Here is a 20,662-nt window from a genome sequence, read left to right as displayed (position 1 = left end):
GACATGATGGCACTGGAATATTAAAAGATTGTTAAGCACCAAAAATAAAATAACCTTTAGCTGACATTACAACAGTTTAACCTGTCAATATTGGCCATTGTATTTACTTGGCATAATTGATGAGGAATTGGAGTCGAAAACTTAAATAAAATAAACAGATATAACTATGTCATTAAACATTAAACCAATCGGCGACAGGGTTGTGGTGGAAGCTGCAGCTGCCGAAGAGAAGACCGCTTCGGGAATTATCATCCCGGATACCGCTAAAGAAAAACCTCAGCGTGGAACTATCGTTGCAGTTGGCGATGGTAAAGTAGATGAGCCTTTAACCGTAAAAGTTGGTGACCAGGTTTTATATGGAAAATATGCAGGTACCGAAATTACTTATGAAGGTAAAGAGTATCTGATTATGCGTGAATCTGATATTTACGCGGTACTTTAATAGAAGTGAGATATTAGATATGAGATTTGAGACAAATTATGCTCAGATACTTGTATCATAAACTTAAAAAAATTAAAACGATTTGATGTTTGAAATGGAGTTATCTCACATCTCAAATCTCAGATCTCAAATCTAAAAACAAAAATGGCAAAACAAGTTAAATACAATGTTGAAGCACGCGACGCCCTGAAACGCGGTGTTGATATTTTAGCCAACGCGGTTAAAGTAACATTAGGTCCAAAAGGTCGTAACGTAATTATTGATAAAAAATTCGGTTCACCAGCTATCACTAAGGATGGTGTAACTGTAGCTAAAGAGATCGAACTGAAAGATGCTTTAGAGAACATGGGTGCCCAGATGGTGAAAGAAGTAGCTTCAAAAACTGCTGATATCGCTGGTGATGGTACTACTACCGCTACCGTTTTAGCTCAGGCTATCGTTACTGCTGGTATTAAAAACGTTGCAGCCGGTGCTAACCCAATGGATCTGAAACGCGGTATCGACAAAGCTGTTGCAGAAGTTGTTAAAAACCTGCAAAGCCAATCACAAACTGTTGGCGAAGACAATAACAAAATCAAACAAGTTGCTGCTATCTCTGCAAATAACGACGAGGTTATCGGTTCGTTAATTGCCGAAGCAATGGCTAAAGTTGGTAAAGACGGTGTAATTACTGTTGAGGAAGCAAAAGGTACCGAAACCGAAGTTAAAACTGTAGAAGGTATGCAGTTTGACCGTGGTTACCTTTCTCCTTACTTTGTTACTAATGCTGACAAAATGGAAGTTGAACTGGAAAATCCTTACATCCTGATCTATGATAAAAAGATCTCTTCGATGAAAGAATTACTTCCTATCCTGGAAAAACAAGTTCAAACCGGTAAACCATTATTGATCATTGCAGAGGATCTTGACGGCGAAGCTTTAGCTACTTTGGTAGTTAACAAGATTCGTGGTTCATTGAAAGTTGCTGCTGTTAAAGCTCCAGGCTTTGGCGATCGTCGTAAAGCGATGTTAGAGGATATCGCTATCCTTACTGGTGGTACTTTAATTTCTGAAGAAAGAGGTTTCAAATTAGAGAACGCTGATCTTTCTTACTTAGGTACTGCCGAGAAAGTAATTATCGACAAAGACAATACTACCGTTATTAACGGTGCTGGTTCTGCCGAAGAGATAAAAGGCCGTGTAAGCCAGATCAAATCTCAGATCGAGTCAACTACATCTGATTATGACCGCGAAAAATTACAGGAGCGTTTAGCCAAATTATCTGGCGGTGTTGCTGTATTGTACGTAGGTGCTGCTACAGAAGTAGAAATGAAAGAGAAAAAAGACCGTGTTGATGATGCTTTACACGCAACCCGTGCAGCTGTTGAAGAAGGTATTGTTGCCGGTGGTGGGGTTGCCTTCATCCGTGCAGTAGGTGCTTTAGCTGATCTTAAAGGCGAGAACGAAGACGAGAACACTGGTATCCAGATCATCCGTCGCGCTATCGAAGAGCCTTTACGTCAGATCTGCGAAAACGCTGGTATCGAAGGTTCAATCGTTGTGCAAAAAGTTAAAGAAGGCACTGCCGACTTTGGTTACAACGCACGTACCGATAAATATGAAAACTTAATTGGTGCCGGCGTTATCGACCCAACTAAAGTAAGCCGTGTAGCTTTAGAGAACGCAGCTTCAATCGCAGCTATGTTGTTAACAACAGAAGTTGTATTGGCTGATGATCCTGAAGATGCTCCAGCTGGTGGTCCACCAATGGGTGGCGGCGGCATGGGCGGCATGATGTAAGCCGCTAGCCCCCTGAAGGGGTGTTTAAAAAATATACACAATACAAATCCCTGTCTGGTTTTCCAGACGGGGATTTTGTTTTTAGAAGCATTTTGGGTCATGAAAAAGTAAACGGATAGTCACGAGTTAATCATTTGATTAATTTAGTGTATTTTCTATATTATCGTTCCGTATTTTTGCGTAACAAATCTGAAACTCAATACTCCGGGCATAAGATTTGCGTATTACAAGTATTATGAAAAAAATAGTTCAAACATCAAAATTAGTGCGCAGTGCCATAGTAGATTGGGTGCTGATCAAAGGCCCTGAGCTGTTTGTTACTATTTACGGTAAGTAATAAATTTTTACCTTTACCTCCGCATTATGAAGGTAGAAGAATTTTATCAGCAGTTTCATCATTGGCTAATCACCCGCGGGCCAAATTACGTAGGCGGGATCATCATATTTTTTATTGGTCTTTGGGTTATTAAGCTTATCCGTACGCGTATGCGTAACCGGATGATCAGGCGAGGTATCCACTCATCGTTACAGCCCTTTTTTCTGAGCCTTACCATTACCGCGCTTTATGTGCTGCTGGTAATTTGGGTAATGAATATTATTGGTTGGGAGATGACCATCTTCACCACCATCATCGGTGCGTTCAGTGTGGCGGCCGGTTTGGCGCTGTCTGGTACATTTCAAAATTTTGCCGGTGGCGTACTGATATTACTATTGAAACCATTCGAACTCAATGATAGCATACAGGCCCAGGGGCAGGATGGCAAAGTAACCTCTATACAAATGTTTTACACGGTTTTGCTTACTGCCGATAATAAAACAGTCATCATCCCCAATGGCAAACTGTTTAACGAGGTTATTATCAACGTAACCCGCGAAGGCAAACGCCGCCTGGATTTTGAAGTAAAGGTGGGCTATGCCAATGATGTGGAGAAAGTAAGAGGGATTATTGAGAACGCCATAAGTACAAGCTCTGGTTTGTTGAAAACACCAGCCTCAAGGGTTGGTATTAATAGCCTGGAGATAGATTCCATCAGATATGTGATCAACGTATGGGTTCAGCCCGATAATTTTTTAACAGCCAAAATGGCCCTTCAGGAAAAGATCATCAAAGATCTGGGTGCGGCTGGAGTATCGTTCCCGAAAGCAGGATAGGATGGGGAAGAGAATCAAGAGATAAGAATCAGGAAATTTTTTTAGGTATTCATTGATGTCATTTCGACCGGAGGGAGAAATCTTTTGCGCCTAACATATCTTGGCGTAAAAGATCTCTCCTCGTACCTCGTTCGAGATGACATTTGTTTTTAGACGATGGTTATATAGTAATTAAATACGTTTGTCATTCTGAGCGACAGCGAAGAATCTATTTTACAATATGCATAGTTCGTTAATAGATCCTTCGCTGTCGCTCAGGATGACAAACTTGAAGAAATGTATAGAACAGTATTATAGTCTTGATTCTTGACTCTAATCTCTTGCTTCTCTTCCACCCTTAAATCTTTTGCTTAGCCTTAATTTCCAGATACCGGTTAATGGTATTAATGGTCAAATTTTGAGGTGCGCTCAGGATAGATTGGATGCCGTGTTTGGCTAGCTCTTTTACGATGAGCTTTTTATCGTAGGCAAACTTTTCGGCTATGGTTTTAATGTAAATGCCTTCTACATCGGCAGCGGGTTGCTCGCTCAATTTTTTCAGCTCGGTATTTTCAAAAAACACCACCAATAGCAGGTGGTATTTGGCTATTCTTTTTAAAAAGGGTAACTGCCTGTTTAATGCATTCAGGCTCTCATAATTAGTAAAAAATACTACCAGGCTACGTTGTTTGATCACCCTGCGTACAGTGGCAAACAGCAACTCCATATTGGTTTCCAGGTAGCGAGTTTTCTCTTTGTATAAAGCTTCGAGTATTTTGTTCAGGTGGGCAGGACGCCTTTCGGCAGGTATTACCGCTCCCAGTTTTTCAGATACGGTGATCAGCCCGGCTTTATCTTCTTTCAATAGCGCCACGTTTGATAATACCAGGCTGGCGTTGATGGCATAATCCAGCAGGCTCAGTCCCTCAAAAGGCATTTTCATGGCCCTTGATTTATCAATAACACAGTATACATGCTGCGATTTTTCGTCGGTATAGGAGTTTACCATCAGATTGCCTTGCCTTGCGGTGGCTTTCCAGTTAATGGTGCGATAATCATCACCCTGAACATAATTTTTTACCTGCTCAAACTCCATGCTGTGCCCAATACGGCGAATTTTTTTGATGCCGATATCGGTAAGTCGGTTGGATATGGCCATCAGCTCATATTTGCGCATCTGCAGAAAGGACGGGTATACCGGTAAGGTTTCTGCCTGCTCAAAATTATAACGCCGCCTGATAAAGCCTAAAGGCGATTTAACGTACACCCGGATATCGCCAAATTCATATTCGCCCCGGCGTGTTGGTCTTAATACATAATTGATGAGTTTTTTTTCATGCGGTTTCAGACTGGTTTTAAACCAGATATCGCGCTTTTGAAACTGGAAAGGGATCTCGTCAATAATACCAACACTGACAGGGAAACTGTACCAGTTTTCGATATATACACCCAGATCATTATTATCGCTGTTACTCAGGCGTTCGGGCGCATGGCGTTTGGCAAATACCCCGTTTGCTATACGGTATAGCAGTAATACATCTATCAAAAATAATATCACCAGCACCCCAAATGCCAGGGTTGGAATAAAGCCCAGCCACGGAAAAAAGAACGAAAATAAAAACAACACCACACTGCAGGTTAAAGCTGCAAACAGGCGGTTTGTTAAAAACAGGTTTCTATAAAAGAGGCTGATGAATTTTTTCACTATAAGCTGTTGATTAAGTATCAAGTAGCTAGTATCAAGTATCAAGATTTTTGACTACATGGGTAAATGAAGCAGTCGTGATACTTGATACTAGCTACTTGATACTAACTTCTATCTCGGTATTTCCAATTTTTGTATGATCTGCGCTACCACATCATCCGGGCTCACACCTTCCATTTCCTTATCCGGCGTAAGCATAATACGGTGCCTTAATACCGGTGCGGCTACGTAAATAATATCATCTGGTGTAATAAAATCGCGGCCCTTGATAGCAGCAACGGCTTTAGCGGCATTGATTATGGCCAGCGACGCACGTGGCGAACCACCCAGGAATAATGATTTATGGTTACGGGTTTCGTGAATGATCTTAGCAACAAACTCCAATAGTTTGGCTTCTACATGGAACGACCGTACCTGCTGCCGAAGGGCAATAATATCCGCACCCGATAAAACCGGCTGTATATGACTTAGCTGGTCGGTAGTTTTTTGCTGATGCTGACGGGTAATGATGGCTATCTCTTCTTCCAGTGTTGGGTATTTGATTTCTACTTTAAATAAAAACCTGTCGAGCTGGGCTTCGGGTAAACGATAGGTACCTTCCTGCTCCACCGGGTTTTGTGTGGCCAGAACGGTGAAAGGTTCCTGCATTTTATAGGTATGCCCGTCGATAGTTACCTGACGCTCTTCCATCACCTCAAACAAAGCCGATTGGGTTTTGGCCGGGGCGCGGTTAATTTCATCTATCAGGATGATGTTGCCAAAAACAGGGCCCTGTTTAAATTCAAACTCCGCATTCTTAGGGTTAAATACAGATGTGCCCAATATATCCGAGGGCATGAGGTCGGGTGTAAACTGGATGCGTGAATAGCGGGCGTCAATAGCTTTGGAGATCAGTTTAGCGGTAAGGGTTTTGGCCACGCCAGGAACTCCCTCTATCAGGATGTGCCCATCGGCCAGGATACCTGCGATAAGCAGGTCGATGGAATCCTGTTGCCCTACAATGATCTGCGCAAGTGTATATTTAATTTGATTAACCGCGGTACTGAGTTTGCTCAGATCGGTTCTGTTTTCAAAATTCTCATTTTCCATTATATCCGGTTTGGCTGTAAAATTTCTCTATTAATTTATTCAATTCAATCAATTCCCTATCGGTTACCTGCTGCTGCGTACTGATGAAATTTACCGCGCTGATGAGCGAGTTGGCAAAACCACCATCGATACCCGTTTTTTGCGACAAGATGTCGATAAACTCCTGATTGAGCTTACTGGTTTTTAAACGGTAACGCTCCCTGATATGATCAAGCAGATAAATAACTTTTTTATGGGCAATGTTGGCGTTATTGCGTTTTTCATAATATACCTGACCCACAACAGTTACAAAATCAAGTGTGGAATTGGGCAAAGGCTCAATCACCGGGATTACACGCTGGCGGCGTTTCATCTCATAAAAAACAAACAGGAGTATACTGCCCAGGCTTAGGTAATAGGCCCATTGCAAAGCCGGGTTGGCGAAAAATACCCGCAATGGCGATATATCTTCGGGGATGTCTCCGTTTTGATACTGGTCCCAGTAAACATGTTGGGCCCGGGGCAGGTATGATAAGGCTTTGGATACGTAATCGGCTCCCTGTGGGGTTAACAGGCTGTAGTTGGTAAAAACATCGGGAGTTGCACACAGGTACAATGTACCCTTGCCAAATTTATAGCTTAAAAAAGTAGCATGATCTGCATAGTTTTTGCCTATTACCATAGCTTTGGCGGTGTCGAGCTCCGAAAAATATTGGTTTGCAATGTCCCGCTTAAATACATAGTTATTGGTTGCCTTTAACTGTGGGTTGGTAAAGTTGATAGATACATTTTTTGTGGCATATTCTGCCCGACTCTCCATTTTCAAAGTATCCGTAATAAAGCCGCGCCACTCAAAAGCCGACATAAACACCGAGTTACCGGCTTTGATATATTTCACCATTGCCTCAAAATCAAATTTATTAAGAGTGATGTTTTTGGCTATGATAATATAGTTTCCCTGTTGCAAGCTATCGCCGTGAAAAGCATTATAGACTGATTTATTGGTTCTGGTTAATTCGGCATTAGGATAAATGTCTTTTAGCCGGTCATATAATAAATAAGTGCCGAAGGGAATCTTATCCTTATAATACAGGGTTGATTGCCAGTTAACCGGTTTGGGTTTGTTGTACTGTGCCACCACGTAACCTATCAATGCCAGGCTGGCTATAGTGATATAGATCTTAAAATCTTTCATGCTATGCCTTTGTTAAAATCCTGGAACACGGTGTTGATGTTTTTGAAAGTTTTCCCGTCGATGGCAAATTCGCCGTACCAAACATATTCAAACTGTAAGGTCAATGAACTGAAAAGCTGGCGCTGATGGGCGTTGGTCAGTTCGTCAATATAGGCGCTGTTGGTTTTATCAATTTGCCATTTGATCAAATCGGCATCGCTAAGCTGTTTTAAACATTTTAAATAAAGCAAGCGTACGGCCAGGCGGTAATTATGCTGAGCTACGGCCTTTTCAATTTCGTCATCAAAGTTAATATCATGAATATTCTCCAACGATTCGGTAAAAGGTAAGTTGGCTGATGTGGGCTTGCGCCGGAAAATGTTGAGCATGTCAATGCCCATAAGCTTAAGCACCAGAAATACTATAGCAGCCAAACCCGCGGCCAGAAGCAGGTATTGCAAAACATATGATAATATCCTCAGGAAAGGGCTCATACCATGCTGGCCCAGCTTTATAGGTTTAAACAAACTCCAGAACCAGCGCCAGAAACGGTCCCACCAGGAAGGTGTTGTATCGGTATCATCCCGGTACTGAAACTCAGGCTGTTTGCTGTGAACTGCAATAGTGGCAGTGTCTAAACGGCGCAAGGTTATCTTTGCCGTGTCGGTTTTAAGCACAAGTGGTTGTTTAACAGGTTTAACAGCCGGAACCGCCCCGTTGCCCGCGTAAACAAGTAGTACAAAAAAGATAGTACACAACAGGCGCAGCATGATCAATATTCTTCGGCCGGTAAATCGGTATTGGGTGTGGTAGTACCCAGTTTGTTTATCTTATCCATTAAGCTGGTGCCATCTTTGCTTTCGGTTAAGTTAAAATAGCAAAGTGCTAATGCGGTTACAGGCAAAACGCCAAATACCTGGCAAAGCTGTTGCAAAGCCGCCCCAATAATGGCAGCAGGAGCCGAAAACGCAGCGCCACCTTTTTGCGGAGCGGTGATCAGGCTTATCATGTTAATAATAGTTGTAGGTATGGTGATTACTACTATAGCCACGTAAAAAATTATCCATATCACCACCAATGCACCAAAGGTTACCCACCAGTTATCCTTGATCAGAAAGAAACTCCTGCTAAAGGCATAGCCAAAGCTGGCGTTCTCTATCACCATGATCGGAAATATCAAAGCAAAAATAGGGGAAAGATAAATCCCTGGTACGCCGCAAAGCAACGATGCGAAAATGAGTAATATATGCAGCAGTATCGAGCTGCCCAGTACCCGCAGAAAGTAATATTTAATATAACCCCACATCTCTTCGGTGGTGGGCACCTGCTTGCCTTTTTCTTTGTACAGGGCTATGTAGCTTAAAAAGGTAACCGTTAAAGCAGTAAAGCTCAGTATTCCAAAAAGGATGAGTAAAAAATACTCGGGTCCAAAAAAACTGAATGGCGACGGCTTGTATTGATTGGTGTTAAAAGCGCCTGCACGCAGACTGTTCATTGTACCGGCCCATTTTAACTGGTACAGCGCCGCGCATACAATACCGCCTGCTACAAAAATACCGCAAAAGGTAAAAAAGTATTTCAGCAACGGTTTAATATTTTGCCTGATAAATAAAAAGGTATCGCTTATAATTTCGCCAAAATCGCGGATCTTGGCTAACTCAACTTTGGGTTGCATGATGGGTATAGGTTTGGGTTGCTTTATAAATTTTATTGGGGTATATGATCACATACCAAATAATGAACAATAATGATGATGCTAATATAGTAATACTAAGCCACATCGGCATTTCGGTGTGGCGGGTTACAAAACCTTCAAAAAACGCCGCTACAATTAATATGGGGATAATGCCAATGGCCACTTTCATGCCATCTTTAGCACCTCTTTTTAAGGATACCATACGCTTATAAGTTTTTGGGAACAATAGGCTGTTCCCCAGGATAATGCCGGCAGCGCCCGCTATAATAATGGCCGAGATCTCCAACGTGCCATGTATCCATATCACCAGGATTGATTTTACACCCAACCCTTTGCTGAAAAAATAATACTGGAATGAACCCAGCATAATGCCATTACGAAAAAGATAATAAACCGTACCAACGGTGAATATAATACCACTCACAAAAGTTACCAGGGATACGTAAATGTTATTGGCTGCTATACCTAAAAACATCAAAGTTTCGCTGCCGTTCTTGTACACACCAAAAGGGTCGCCTTTCATAATGTTGGCATTGGTCATGTCCACGTACTGGTCGCCCATGATGAGGCGTACAAAATTTTCATCGTATTTGGCCGATAGCGCGCCTATCAAACAAAAAACCATAAAAAATAAGAAAGCGTAAAGCAACTGCTTTTGATAGGCTTTAAACAGCAGGGGCAGCTCATATTTCCAGAAAGTGAGGAAGCGGTTGCTCTTTTCGCTTTTGTTTTTGTAGATGGATTGATGCAGACCAGCCGCCAATCCATTCAAATAAGCGGTAGTTTTTGATTTAGGATAAAATGTTTTGGCATAAGCCAGATCGTCGGTTATCTGGATAAACCTATCGGCAAGCTCATCAGGATCATTGGTTGGTTCCTGCTCAAAGCTGGTCCATTTCTGAGAATTTTGCTTAACAAAAAGAGGTTCCCGCATGAATTGCCGTATAAAAATTATTTGGTTAAAATAATTACAAAAGAGCTATATAACAACTAAAAAAGACAGATTTACATTTTATATTTGAGTCATATGCAAACGATAAGGATAACCACCACACAAAATATAGATATTGATTATGAAGTAGCCGGTTTGGGCGAACGCATTGTGGCCTATATTATTGATATGGCCATGTTTGGGGTTATCATTATAGCCACAATTATCATTGCAGAAGCTACAACCAAGTTTCGGGGGGGTACCGAGAGCTTTTGGTTGGGCCTTATCATTATAATTTATGCTGTATTGTATGTGTTTTATGACCTGATATGCGAATTGGCCATGAACGGGCAAAGCGTAGGTAAAAAGATCATGAAAATAAAGGTAATAAGCCTGGATGGGGCCCGGCCGCGCCTGGGGCAATACCTGTTGCGCTGGTTATTCCGCATTATTGATTTTTTGCCCGGTACTTTAAATTTGTGCGGATTGATCTGTGTGGCCGTGTCAGACAAATCGCAACGCCTGGGAGATATGGTTGCAGGTACCACGCTCATCAGGACTGTGCCCCGCACCAAAATGCAAAACATCGCCTTTAAACCCGAGGGGGATAATTATCAGCCTGTTTTTACAGAAGCAGCTCAGTTAAGCGAGCAGGATATTGAATTGATAAACGAAGTGATCAACAATTATGTTAAAAGTGGTAACAGTATGCTGGTGTATAATATGGCACAACGCATCAAAGATCTGTTGAATGTAACACCACCTGCCGAAATGAACAATATGTTATTTTTGCAAACTATTATTAAAGATTACAGCCACATCATAGCCCAGGCCGATGTTTTGTAATGGCCATATAATTCCCACAATTTAATGCCGTAGCTAACCAGCACAATGCTGCCCATGATCATGAACAGGGTTTTCTTGATGGTTGATTTGGGCGTGTCCAGCTTAAAATAACTGTCGGCAATGCCGTAGGCGAAAAAGAACAGGAGCGGAATAGCTGGTGGGTAGAGTGCAAAACTTTTATGAAGATCGCCCTGCAAAAGAGCTACTATGGCACGCTGAAAGCCGCAGCCCGGGCAGTCGACTCCGGTAAGATATTTGAAAGGGCAGGGGAGCAAATGATTTTGCAGCCAGTGGATAAAACCCCACTGGCTGCAAAATATTTGTAAATGGATATACTTGAATAGCATTACACCTGCGGCGTAGGCGGATTGGTGTTGAATGGATCCTGGTAATTGGTGGAGGGATCAAATGGTTTACCACCACCCACAAACCCGGCACCGGCGGGCCCTAAATATTGATAGTTGCCAAAGCCTAAAATCGGTAGAAAAATAAAGTGTAAAAATATAATACCAATTGTAAAGCCAACGCCCTGGCCAAAACTTTTGCTTAGCAAATTAATTGCCCAAATGGCAAAAATAAAACTGGTGCATGGAAAGATAATAAGGAATAACCACCATATAGGTTTGCCGATGATTTCAAGCAATACAATGGTGCTGTAAATTGGTATAATGGATGCCCAACCTGGTTTGCCGGCTTTTTCAAATATTTTCCACAGCCCAACGATAGAGATAATACTTGTAATTATTAATGGAATAATACAAATCATAAATATTGCCATGAATATTCCGGCCGAGGCTGCTGAAGAAGGATCGTAATCTTGCATTTTGATTTTGGTTTAAGTGATTGTTTTAGTGTTTATTGATTGCTGCAAAATATAAAATATTTAAATAAAAATTAAATACATCACTTTTTTATTACAAAGCAGGTGTGGTATTTTATTTATAATTTTGGCGTAATGCAGAGAGAACAAATTTCGGTTTTTGATATGTTCAAGATAGGCATAGGGCCTTCCAGTTCACATACACTGGGGCCCTGGCGGGCGGCACAACAGTTTGTGCAGTCACTTGAACAGCAAGGTGTTTTGCCTTTGGTTGAACAGGTGAAAATATTGCTTTATGGTTCATTGGCCAAAACGGGCCGTGGTCATGGTACCGATATTGCCATACTATTAGGATTGAGTGGCGATGATCCGGTAACTTTTGAGGTTGACCAGATAACAACTAAAATTGGTGACATCACGGCAACCCACAAATTACAGCTTGGCGGTATTCAAAGCATTAGCTTTTCTGTGGTCGACGATCTGCTTTTCCTGTTTAACGAGAGCTTGCCTTTTCATCCTAACGCGGTAACTTTTCAGGCTTTTTTAAGTAATGGTAAGGCTGTTTCTGAAACCTATTACTCCATAGGTGGGGGCTTTGTAGTAAAAGAAGGCGGCTCGAATCAAACCAAACAGGAGGTTGATCTACCGTTCCCAATTGATACCGCTGCCGACCTGCTGCACTGGTGCATCAAAACCGGGCTGAAGATATCAGAAGTGGTAATGGAAAACGAGCTGGCCTGGCGCAGCGAGCAGGAAACACGTACCGGAGTGCTACAGATTTTTAAAGCGTTAAAGGAATGTATTTACCGTGGCTGCCATACTACCGGGCAATTGCCGGGGGGATTAAATGTGGCACGTCGCGCTTTTAAACTTAACAGTAAATTAATAGGTAATAACGCTTATTCCAACTACGACGAATGGGTTTTAGCCATTCGTAAAACTGGTGAAGGGTTTAAAAATATATTGGATTGGGTAAGCTGTTTTGCCTTGGCCGTAAATGAAGAGAATGCTTCATTCGGCAGAGTAGTTACCGCGCCTACCAATGGCGCGGCAGGGGTTATACCTGCTGTATTACAGTATTATATCGTTTTTTGCGAAGGCAATACTGATCAGCGCATCATCCAGTTTTTGCTTACGGCATCAGAAATTGGCAGTATCTTTAAAAAAGGTGCCACCATATCGGCAGCGATGGGGGGGTGCCAGGCCGAGATCGGTGTATCATCGGCCATGGCCGCGGCAGCGCTTACCGAGTGTATGGGCGGTACACAAAGGCAGGTGCTTATGGCTGCCGAAATAGCCATGGAGCATCACCTGGGCCTCACCTGCGATCCGATAGGTGGCCTGGTGCAGATCCCCTGCATCGAGCGCAATACTATGGGTGCCATTAAAGCTATTACGGCCTCGCAGCTAGCCTTACAAAGTAACCCTGAAAAAGCGAAAGTGAGTTTGGATGCCGTAGTGAAAACCATGTGGCAAACCGCATTGGATATGAACTCCAAATATAAAGAGACATCGGACGGTGGATTGGCTATTAACATTCCAATCAGCTTGCCGGAATGTTAAGCCTGGCTCCCTGAAAGGGGGAAGGCCGTTAAATAAGGAATTTTGGAAACCCCATCGGGGTTCAAGCTTTGTAGAATAAACCAGTTTCAAGACCAGTGCCGTAGGTACTGTACTCAGGTTGCATACCTACGGCATGCTTAATTCCTATTGTTTGTTTTCTCAGTATCAAACAAAAAAAATGCGTCATTGCGAGCGATAGCGTGGCAATCCCAAACTATACAGCTCTGCTCTGTAGACCGGGGATTGCCACGCTATCGCTCGCAATGACGTTGGTGCTTAGAGCTGGTCAAAAACTACAACCCACGGCCGGCTTTATTCCCTCTTTGTCAATAGTTAAAACGGGTTTATCATTTTTAAAGGTTACCACCCAAATGGTATCATAATCATTATCGGGCCATTGAAGGTCTTTAACCTTCAGGCCGAGCTTCTTCAATATAGAGGTGATCTCGTTGTGTTCCCATACCACCAGTATAGTACCTTTCCGGCTGGCCAGTTCTTCGGCCATATCTTTGGTGTCTTCTTCTTCAAAAACACTGTTGATGGTTAAATTATACTTAATAGCAAAAGGCGAAATAGTTTGAAACATGCGTGCCCGGGGAGTTGATTTACCGAGGTGCAGGGCAGGCACATAAACCCGATCGGGCAAACCGAATTTGGCCTTTAAAACAGCTGGTAATTTAAGTGCCCGGTTCAAACCGGCACATGACAGGTTATCGCCATCATCTGGTTTCTCGGCATGGCGTATAAAAACCAGTTTAAGGTTTTTGCTTTGCGCACTTAAACTGCAATTTGTAAAGCAAATCACTATCAGGATCAAGGCAGATAAAACAGCTATTCTCTTTATCATAAACATCTGAATCAAAATTTGCAGAATTAAAAAATTAGCAGAATTGAAAATTATCCAAATCCGAAACAGCGAAGCTCTCTTTAACACAAATGAAAACCAACAATTGTTAAAAATCGAATATCCGAACTCCGAAATCAAAAAGACGCTTACTCTACACTAACGGTAAGGCCTTCCTGTTGTAATATTTTGCGATAGATCTCCATTTCGGTAAATGAGCCTTCTAATACAGCGCATTTACCTTCATTGTGTACCTTCCAGGCAATTTTTTCGGCTTGTGCTTCTGAGTAATCCAGATACTTCATCATACAATGAATCACGTGATCAAAGGTGTTAAAATCATCGTTCCATAGTATCAGGCGGTGAACTTCTTTAAGTCCTGCCAGTATCTCTTCGAGTGTGAGTGTTTCTTCCTGTGTTTCGGTTGGCATACGTAACTACAAATTTACTCAAAAACAATAATAAATGTGTTAAAATTGTGTTTTATGGGCTTAAAAATCATGTTACAATATAGCGTCGATCAAAAACCCTAAACTCTCCAATTTTATGAAAAAAGTTGTCCCCTGTTTTATTTTAGCCTGTACCGCTCAGTTGTTAGCTGTTGGCGTAAGCCACGCACAAACCGCAAAAAATGCGCAATCTACGCTGAAAGTGCCATTTGGCCCTATTGTCATTGATGGCAACCTCAAGGACTGGGGCGACAGTTTGCGTTATTTTAACGACGAAAAAAAGATCAGTTATACGCTGTCCAATGATCAAACTACGCTTTACGCGGCCGTACGGGTGAGCGACCGTATGGATCAGATCCGGACGTTAAACGCGGGTATAACCCTGAGTGTTGATACCAAAGGCAAAAAAAAGGAAAGCTTTTCCCTCACTTTTCCGCTGGCCGATCCGGGAACGCCACCAACTTTTGGCAAACGGGATAACCCCGGCGGCGATATTACCCAGGAAGACCGTGATGAGCTGATGCGCGAACGTGTAACCAAGCTGCGTAATATAAAAGTGGTAGGCTTTAAAGATATTGAGGGTGATATGATAACCACCTCGAACACCTATGGTATTAAAGCCGCCGTTGATTATGATGCCAAAGGCAACCTGGTATATGAACTGGCTGTACCTTTACAATTTTTTCATGCCGATGACATCGCTAAAAATGAGTGGGCGTTTAACTTTAAAATAAACGGGCTGCAAAGGGCCAAGGGTGATGGTGCCGAAAATCCTGATCATCAGAGCGGTGGCTTTGGTGGTGGCGGTGGCCGGGGCGGTCGTGGAGGTGGAATGGGCGGCGGTGGTCGTGGAGGCAGAGGTGGCCGTGGTGGTATGGGCGCTGGCGCCGGTGGAGCAGAAAACGGCCGCAGCGAACTGGCCAAATCTGTTGATTTTTGGGAGAAGTTTTACCTGGCTAAATAAAATTCAAAAGTCAAAATTCAAAAAACTTATCTTGTTGAAATAAGTGAATTATTACTGATCAGGATAGTAACCCAACTGATATAAAAGTAAAAAGTCAAAATCCACGCCGGGTTTTGACTTTTTACTTTTGAATTTTAACTTTTTACTCTACCTTATATTTAAATACCTGTCTGCCCAGGTTGCCATCGGCATCAATACCTTCTATAATTACACGATACGTACCTTTCCCATCCGCATTAAAGAAGGAGAAGGAAGTGCTGCCTTCTTTATCCGTAATGATCTTGGGGTTCCAGTATATGGTTGACCGCAGATCCTGCATCTGTGTATTGGTTTTAGGATCGTCATACTGGGGCGAATAAAACTCCCTTGCTTTATAATAGCCCTTAGGTGAATAAGTAACTACGCCTGGAGCATACCGGTTATATACAGAGCCTTCATCACCCCGTTTAGTGGTGATCACCAGCAAGCCGTTTCCTCCCCTGAAACCATATATGGCCGTATTGCCTGCAGAACGCAAAACTTCAATACTGGCAATATCTGATATCACTATATTGTCCAGGTAATCGGCTTCCATATAAATACCATCAACTACAATCTGCATAGGGCCACCGCCACGGGTAGAGTAAGGTTTACCTCCGCGAAACATTACCCCTAAAAGCCGGCCTGCCAGGATATTGGAAAGCTGACCACCGCCCAAATTCTCCAGGTCCTTGTAAGTTAAAACCTGGTCGGCGTTACCGGCTCCATTCAAGTTTGACGAATGTTTTACCGCCGTGGTACGGGTATCTTTTACGACTACCTCTTTTAGTACAATGGTATGGTTCCCTATACCATATTTTACCTGCTCATTAAACAGCTTTTTACTGTTCTGCAAATAAACCGACCGGCTATCGCTCACACTTACCTGTATATCCGGGGCATTTTTATTTTTTCCGACTGCCTGCGGTGCTATATTATCCAGCTCTATCTCCAGGTTTTTACGGTCTTTGGCTGTACGGGCCTGCACCACAAATTTGATACTGTCCCTGAAAACCAGGTTATTGAAAGTGAATTTGCCTTGGGCATCGGCTACAGTATCTAAAATAAAGGTACCGCCCGCGGTTGTAAATAAGGTTACTTTGCCATTAGGAACGGGCTTACCGCCAAAGGTTTTTAAGTGTCCGGTTACTTGTAATGTTTTTTCGGGCTGATAAACCGCAGGGGGTACAGCATCATTGATCACCTGTTTCCATTCAAAACGTCGATAGCCTTGTGTAAGCATCAATACGTCAAGATCGGCGTTTGTTTTTGCGCTTGGGTTGCTAAAATAATAGCCTGGTTTTTCTATATAGCCTTTCAGGTCGGAACTTAGCAATATGTTCGAAAAAATGCTTTCCTCGTTAGTCTCATCAACCGGGACTTTTGACAGATCGATAACCGAGGCCGAAAAACTACCAATTACAGGCTTATCTTCTTTATTTTTAGCATTCAGATTAATGGTTACCTTTTCGCGTGGCGCAAATTGTTGCTTAGGTGCCGAAACTGATAATTTAAGCTGATCTGGATTTTGAATAAATACGATGCGTTCATTTAAAGGCTCGCCGGTTGCCGAAAACAAAGTAAACTGTACAATACCCGATGGGAATTTACTTTTTGGGATAATGGCCCTGAATGTTTTTCCGTTATCGGAGCTTTTAGCGGCATAGTAGATTTCGCCGCTGCTTTGAGCTACGAGCATGAGGCTGCCATTTGATGCAGTATTTTGTGCAATACCAGATCCCGGTAATATTCGCGCTACCAGGTTATCATCGGCAGAATTATCAATATTTAAAACATAAGCATTATCAATCGCTTTAGGTAGGTTAAAATCAGCCCCAGATCCATCAGCAAATATCACCTTCGCTTTATAGGTTTTGCCGTTTATGGGGGTAAAATTGAATACCCCCATACCCAGGTGGGTACTGCTAAATGTAGTTACTGTTTGGTTTTGATCATCCACAACCGTACCTTTTATATCAACACCCAAGCCATCGGCGCCAACCGCCTTAAAAGCTACCTTACAGCCGGCATCATTGATCAGGTTGCCACTTTCCGGAAAAAATTGGACATCCGTTTTGGCCGATACCGCTTTGACTGGCACCACCTTGGTGATCACTTTTTTATCGATCAGTTTGATATTGGCAATAATATTACCGGTTGCCGCGGGGTTGGGTGTAGTATTAATAAATGAGGCTGGCAGGTCGCCCTTATCATTGGTTACGCCCTTACCTTTAAAAACTATTTTGCCATTGAGTTCAACACGGTAGCTCACCTCGTTACCGGCATATGGTGCGCCGTTTGCATCGGTAAAATTAATCATGGCGTTTACCCTTTGCTTGCCGTTCTGTTCACCGTAGGTATAATCCGTTTTGGTAAAAACAGTATTGCCGATGGCTTTGGATATGGTAATGGTTTTATCAAAAAAATAAGCGTCGCCCGCATTGCGCATCCAGTTGGTATAGGCTCTTATACGATAGTTGCCTTCCTGCATGGTATCGGGCAGGGCAAAATCACCATATGCCATGCCGCTGATGAGCGGTAGTTTGATACTGCGTTTTACAGAATCATCTTCGCCTATCAGATCAACATTTAATATTTCGCTATAGGCCGATAGCTGGTGTTTGCTGCCAATGGTTACATAAGCCTTAAACCAGATATCATCGCCAACGGCATAATAGGGTTTGTCCAGATGGAGATAAACTTTTTCTTGCGGATGATCGGCGCGCCATTTATAAAGCTGGTCCACCAGTTTACCGAGCAGATCATCGCCTGGGCCCGTGAAACCAAAAATTACCGTAGCAATTACAGTTATCAATAAGCCGATAGATACTTTTTTGAATGTTATCATGGTAAATAAAGTTTAATCTACACAAAATATCTAATCAGGCGATGAGTTGTGAGGTTATAGGTTTATTATGTAAGGTTAAATTTATGTGCGTTTAATCTTAATTTTCACTTTGACCTTCCCCAACAACAATGGTTTAATCGATCCCCAAAAAAACGATTAAAACTTATTCTTCCACATCATGCTTTCCACAGGGCGTGTTGTCGGGTTATTATATTTAGCGTTGCTTTTGGTATTATACATGGTTTCGATATCCCCTTCCACCACAAAGTAGATGAGCTGGCCAATGGGCATGCCGGCGTAAATGCGTACGGGTTGGGCGCAGGAGATCTCCAGCGTCCAGGTATTGCAAAAGCCAACATCGCCTTTGCCCGCGGTAGCATGTATATCAATGCCTAACCTGCCGGTACTTGATTTACCTTCCAGAAAAGGTACATGGTTATGGGTTTCGGTATACTCCATGGTAACGCCGAGGTAAAGCGTATTGGGCTGCAGGATAAATCCTTCTTTGGGGATCTCAAAGCCATCAATTTCGTTGTGCAGTTTGGCATCCAGCACCCTATCGCGGTAAGTGGCCAGGTGCTTGCCTAAATGAACGTCGTAGGAGTTGGTACCCAGGCATTCGCGTTTAAAGGGTTCAATAATAATACTTCCTTTTTCAATTTCTTCGAGAATGCGCTTATCTGATAATATCATGGTAGGGCCTAAATTACTATTTTAGTCGCAAGTAGATAGTATCAAGTATCAAGATTTTTAATAACAGAATCTGAAATAGCCGTGTAAATTGTCGCGATACCTGATACTAAATTTTAGTATCAGGTAGTTAGTATCAAGTATTAAGATTTTTAATAACCGAATCTGAAACAGTCACATAAACTGTCGTGATATTTGATACTAACTACTCGATACTAAACAATTATTTAATTAAATTTATTTGACATAAGTTTGCTACCTATTTTGCAATTTTACTAATTATGGCTATAGCATACAGGCAGCGTATTGACGATGATACCGAATTTGCGCTCTGGAGAATTGAAGAAGAGGCCGACGACCTGTACAACCAATTACAACTTGACGAGGACGAAAAAGCCTACGTTGAAAAACTAAGCAACAGCAAGCGCTACCTGCACTGGCTGGCCACTCGTGTGCTGCTGCGCACAATGCTGCATACCGACGAATATATTGATTGTAAGGTTGATGCACATGGCAAACCCTATCTGGTAAACCTGCCTTATCATATTTCGCTGAGCCACTCTTTTGATTACGCTGCTGTGATGATTAGCAAAACACATAAAGTAGGGATAGATATTGAACTGATAAAACAAAAGGTAGAGCGCATTGCCGGTAAATTCTTACGCTCCGACGAACTTTCCTTTATTGATAAAGAGCATAAAATAGAACAGCTATATGTTTGCTGGTGCGCTAAAGAAGCCATTTATAAATGCAACGGAGAAAAAGAAGTATCCTTTGCCGATAATATTTTCCTGGATCCTTTTAATTTTAATACCCGTGGCGAACTGAGTGCGCGCCTGCATAAAAATAATATCAACCTGGATTATGTGGTGAGCTACATGCAGTATGAAGGCTACATGGTAGGCTATGTAAAGGGACAAATGTAATGAAGAACAAAAAAGTATTTTTTCAAGATTGGGGCTTGATCGATTATCAGGAAGCCTGGGACAAACAGGAGGAGCTGTTTGCCGCCTCGGTAAAAACCAAACTCCATAACCGCAACAGTGAGCTGGCTTATGAAGCTGCCGCCAAAGAACCAGTTGCCGCCGGTACCTTTGAGCCGTTTGAACCCGAGGAAACTTTTAACTACCTGGTATTTTGCGAGCACCCCCATGTGTACACCCTGGGTAAAAGCGGTAAGCCCGAACATTTATTGCTTGACGAAAACGGGCTAAAAGAAAAAAACGCGGTTTATTATAGCATTAATCGTGGCGGGGATATTACTTATCATGGTCCGGGCCAGATTGTATCGTACCCGATACTGGACCTGGATAATTTCTTTACTGATATACACTTGTACCTGCGCACGCTGGAGGAAGCCATTATTTTAACCCTGGCCGATTATGGTTTAAAGGCTGGTCGCTACCCAGGCTATACCGGTGTTTGGTTTGATGCCGATAATGAGAATGCCCGCAAGATATGCGCCATGGGCGTACGTTGCAGCCGCTGGGTAACTATGCACGGACTGGCTTTCAATATCAATACCGATCTGGACTATTTTAACAATATTGTGCCCTGTGGTATTGATGATAAGGCCGTAACCTCCATGCAAAAAGAACTGGGCCATGAAGTTGATATAAATGAAGTGAAAAAAATCCTTAAACATCATATTTCCGTATTGTTTGATATGGAGATTTTATGATGAAAGCATTATT

The 20,662-nt window shown here is 42.4% G+C and carries 20 protein-coding genes; 8 read left to right on the top strand and 12 right to left on the bottom strand.

Annotated features, from left to right (window positions below; all coding sequences use genetic code 11):
• The first annotated feature begins 166 nt into the window (after positions 1-166).
• The 3 genes from groES (at position 167) to FHW89_RS23370 (ending at position 3,373) form a co-directional block, all read left to right on the top strand.
• Positions 167-442, top strand: coding sequence for a co-chaperone GroES (gene groES, locus FHW89_RS23380; RefSeq protein WP_076375713.1), 276 nt, complete (start codon positions 167-169; stop codon positions 440-442).
• Positions 443-586: 144 nt separating this feature from the next.
• Positions 587-2,221, top strand: coding sequence for a chaperonin GroEL (gene groL / locus FHW89_RS23375; protein ID WP_172337477.1), 1,635 nt, complete (start codon positions 587-589; stop codon positions 2,219-2,221).
• 363 nt (positions 2,222-2,584) lie between these two features.
• Positions 2,585-3,373, top strand: coding sequence for a mechanosensitive ion channel family protein (locus FHW89_RS23370; protein WP_172337476.1), 789 nt, complete (start codon positions 2,585-2,587; stop codon positions 3,371-3,373).
• A gap of 337 nt (positions 3,374-3,710) precedes the next feature.
• Here FHW89_RS23370 and FHW89_RS23365 read toward each other — a convergent pair whose 3' ends face one another.
• The 6 genes from FHW89_RS23365 to FHW89_RS23340 form a co-directional block, all read right to left on the bottom strand.
• Positions 3,711-5,057 (bottom strand): DUF58 domain-containing protein, encoded by a 1,347-nt coding sequence (locus FHW89_RS23365; RefSeq protein WP_172337475.1) that lies wholly within the window; start codon positions 5,055-5,057, stop codon positions 3,711-3,713.
• A 111-nt stretch (positions 5,058-5,168) separates the two neighbouring features.
• Complete coding sequence (locus FHW89_RS23360) at positions 5,169-6,146, bottom strand: MoxR family ATPase (protein WP_172337474.1); 978 nt, start codon at positions 6,144-6,146, stop codon at positions 5,169-5,171.
• On the bottom strand, positions 6,136-7,320 hold the full coding sequence (locus tag FHW89_RS23355) for a DUF4350 domain-containing protein (RefSeq protein ID WP_172337473.1): 1,185 nt from the start codon (positions 7,318-7,320) through the stop codon (positions 6,136-6,138). Before FHW89_RS23355 ends, FHW89_RS23360 begins: the two co-directional genes overlap by 11 nt.
• Positions 7,317-8,069 carry a hypothetical protein gene (locus FHW89_RS23350; protein ID WP_172337472.1) on the bottom strand — a complete coding sequence of 251 codons (753 nt, stop codon included), beginning with the start codon at positions 8,067-8,069 and terminating at the stop codon, positions 7,317-7,319. The genes FHW89_RS23355 and FHW89_RS23350 overlap by 4 nt, the downstream gene beginning before the upstream one ends.
• A gap of 2 nt (positions 8,070-8,071) precedes the next feature.
• Entirely contained in the window at positions 8,072-8,974 is a 903-nt protein-coding gene (locus FHW89_RS23345) for a hypothetical protein (RefSeq protein ID WP_172337471.1), read from the bottom strand.
• Entirely contained in the window at positions 8,958-9,929 is a 972-nt protein-coding gene (locus FHW89_RS23340) for a stage II sporulation protein M (protein WP_172337470.1), read from the bottom strand. Before FHW89_RS23340 ends, FHW89_RS23345 begins: the two co-directional genes overlap by 17 nt.
• Positions 9,930-10,022: 93 nt before the next feature.
• Between FHW89_RS23340 and FHW89_RS23335 the strand changes: the two genes are divergently transcribed.
• The gene (locus FHW89_RS23335) at positions 10,023-10,772 is read left to right on the top strand and encodes an RDD family protein (RefSeq protein ID WP_172337469.1); all 750 of its coding nucleotides are present in this window, start codon (positions 10,023-10,025) and stop codon (positions 10,770-10,772) included.
• Here FHW89_RS23335 and FHW89_RS23330 read toward each other — a convergent pair.
• A complete protein-coding gene (locus tag FHW89_RS23330) occupies positions 10,736-11,119 on the bottom strand; it encodes a DUF2752 domain-containing protein (protein ID WP_172337468.1) in 384 nt (127 codons plus the stop codon). The two genes, FHW89_RS23335 and FHW89_RS23330, sit on opposite strands and share 37 nt — an antisense overlap.
• Positions 11,119-11,595 carry a DUF5684 domain-containing protein gene (locus FHW89_RS23325; protein ID WP_172337467.1) on the bottom strand — a complete coding sequence of 159 codons (477 nt, stop codon included), beginning with the start codon at positions 11,593-11,595 and terminating at the stop codon, positions 11,119-11,121. Before FHW89_RS23325 ends, FHW89_RS23330 begins: the two co-directional genes overlap by 1 nt.
• A 132-nt stretch (positions 11,596-11,727) precedes the next feature.
• Here FHW89_RS23325 and FHW89_RS23320 point away from each other — a divergent pair, with 132 nt between their 5' ends.
• A complete protein-coding gene (locus FHW89_RS23320) occupies positions 11,728-13,155 on the top strand; it encodes an L-serine ammonia-lyase (RefSeq protein ID WP_172337466.1) in 1,428 nt (475 codons plus the stop codon).
• A 286-nt stretch (positions 13,156-13,441) separates the two neighbouring features.
• Here FHW89_RS23320 and FHW89_RS23315 read toward each other — a convergent pair whose 3' ends face one another.
• Both FHW89_RS23315 and FHW89_RS23310 read right to left on the bottom strand, forming a co-directional pair.
• Positions 13,442-14,002, bottom strand: a complete 561-nt coding sequence (locus FHW89_RS23315) for a histidine phosphatase family protein (RefSeq protein ID WP_216650679.1) — start codon at positions 14,000-14,002, stop codon at positions 13,442-13,444.
• A 146-nt stretch (positions 14,003-14,148) separates the two neighbouring features.
• Positions 14,149-14,430: an ATP-dependent Clp protease adaptor ClpS gene (locus tag FHW89_RS23310; protein ID WP_076379060.1), complete on the bottom strand. Its 282-nt coding sequence runs from the start codon at positions 14,428-14,430 to the stop codon at positions 14,149-14,151.
• A gap of 115 nt (positions 14,431-14,545) precedes the next feature.
• Here FHW89_RS23310 and FHW89_RS28705 point away from each other — a divergent pair, with 115 nt between their 5' ends.
• On the top strand, positions 14,546-15,412 hold the full coding sequence (locus FHW89_RS28705) for a hypothetical protein (protein WP_216650678.1): 867 nt from the start codon (positions 14,546-14,548) through the stop codon (positions 15,410-15,412).
• Between the two features lie 142 nt (positions 15,413-15,554).
• On the opposite strand, the gene FHW89_RS23300 is transcribed toward FHW89_RS28705, so the two are convergent.
• Both FHW89_RS23300 and dcd read right to left on the bottom strand, forming a co-directional pair.
• The gene (locus tag FHW89_RS23300) at positions 15,555-18,278 is read right to left on the bottom strand and encodes a carboxypeptidase-like regulatory domain-containing protein (protein WP_172337465.1); all 2,724 of its coding nucleotides are present in this window, start codon (positions 18,276-18,278) and stop codon (positions 15,555-15,557) included.
• 156 nt (positions 18,279-18,434) lie between these two features.
• Positions 18,435-18,971 (bottom strand): dCTP deaminase, encoded by a 537-nt coding sequence (gene dcd, locus FHW89_RS23295; protein ID WP_166091642.1) that lies wholly within the window; start codon positions 18,969-18,971, stop codon positions 18,435-18,437.
• A gap of 278 nt (positions 18,972-19,249) precedes the next feature.
• Here dcd and FHW89_RS23290 point away from each other — a divergent pair, with 278 nt between their 5' ends.
• A complete protein-coding gene (locus tag FHW89_RS23290) occupies positions 19,250-19,894 on the top strand; it encodes a 4'-phosphopantetheinyl transferase superfamily protein (protein WP_172337464.1) in 645 nt (214 codons plus the stop codon).
• Positions 19,894-20,649, top strand: a complete 756-nt coding sequence (lipB, locus tag FHW89_RS23285; RefSeq protein WP_172337463.1) for a lipoyl(octanoyl) transferase LipB — start codon at positions 19,894-19,896, stop codon at positions 20,647-20,649. Before FHW89_RS23290 ends, lipB begins: the two co-directional genes overlap by 1 nt.
• Positions 20,650-20,662: the final 13 nt, after the last annotated feature.

The organism is Mucilaginibacter sp. SG564, from assembly GCF_013149275.1.
GTDB lineage: Bacteria > Bacteroidota > Bacteroidia > Sphingobacteriales > Sphingobacteriaceae > Mucilaginibacter.
The sequence above is the reverse complement of the archived record's forward strand: the minus strand, read 5'-3'. Positions and strand labels throughout refer to the sequence as shown.